Source organism: Pseudomonas luteola NBRC 103146, from assembly GCF_002091675.1.
GTDB lineage: Bacteria > Pseudomonadota > Gammaproteobacteria > Pseudomonadales > Pseudomonadaceae > Chryseomonas > Chryseomonas luteola.
Window position 1 is genome coordinate 1 of record NZ_BDAE01000082.1, and the last position, 1,222, is coordinate 1,222.

Consider the following 1,222-nt stretch of genomic DNA (forward strand, 5'->3'; position numbering starts at 1 on the left):
CGGGTTCTACCCCGTTAGCACGGACACTTTCGAGTAAGCTCATACCGAGCTGAAGGAGTGTTCATGAAGCGCAAGAAATACAGTCCTGAATTCAAGCGGGAAGCCATCGAGTTGGTTCGTCGTTCAGGGGCGAGCTGTCGACAAGTGGCCCTGGAGATTGGTGTAGCTCCGAACCTGCTCACACGCTGGGTTCGAGAAGCACAACCAGGCACAGAAAAGGCCTTTCCCGGAACCGGTAGTCCGCGAGATGAGGAGCTGGCCCGCCTCAAGCGTGAGTTGGCCCGGGTGACCAAGGAACGTGATTTTTTAAGAGACGCGGCAGCGTACTTTGCCAGGGAATCATCGAGCGGTACACGGTGATCCAGCGCTGCCGCAACGAGTACCCGGTACGTCTGATGTGCCGTTGCCTGAAGGTTTCTGCCAGTGGCTATTACGCCTGGCAGGATCGTGATCCAAGCCCGCGAACTCAAGAGAATGCACGCCTGGTAAGGCGCATTCGGGAGATTCACGAGGACAGCCGTGGTGTGATCGGAGCGCCCCGGATGCACGAGGATCTGCTCGACGAGGGCGAAACCGTCAGCCTGAACCGTGTTGCTCGCCTGATGGCGGCTGAGCGAATTCAAGGTTGGCCACGCCGCAAGAGGCGTGGCTTTGGCAGAGTCGCCAGCGGGCGTCCAGCAGGCGTGAAAAACCTGCTGGAGCGCGATTTCACTGCGCAGGAACCGGAGCGCAAGTGGGTCACGGACATCACGGAAATAGCCACACTGGAAGGCAAGCTCTTCCTATGCGTGGTGCTCGACTTGTACAGCAAGCTGGTGATCGGTTGGTCGATGCATCACCGTCAGGATAGGCAGATGGTGATTCGAGCGGTGGAGATGGCGATCTGGCAGCGCCAGGGTGACTGGTCAGTGATCCTGCATTCGGATCGCGGCAGCCAATTCACCAGTGCTGACTACCAGCGCTTTCTGAATCGCAACACGCTGGTCTGCAGCATGAGTGCAGTCGGGCATTGCGGCGACAACGCTGCCTGTGAAGGCTTCTTCGGTCAGCTCAAACGGGAGCGCGTTGCCCATCAGTCGTATCGAACTCGTGATGAAGCACGGGCGGATTTATTCGACTACATCGAGCGGTTTCATAACCCACGAATGCGTCGTAGAGTCGCCCGGCAAGATCTGAAGTTTTCAGCCCTTTTCAAACCGTCCGTGGAAATGGGGTAGAACCC

General features: G+C 57.9%; 1 protein-coding gene. It reads left to right on the plus strand.

Annotated features, from left to right (window positions below; genetic code table 11):
* Positions 1 to 63 precede the first annotated feature (63 nt).
* A protein-coding gene (locus tag PLU01S_RS25140) for an IS3 family transposase (protein WP_085990625.1) occupies positions 64 to 1,217 on the plus strand; the annotation gives its coding sequence in 2 pieces (ribosomal slippage) (positions 64 to 310 and positions 310 to 1,217; 1,155 coding nt in all).
* Positions 1,218 to 1,222 lie beyond the last annotated feature (5 nt).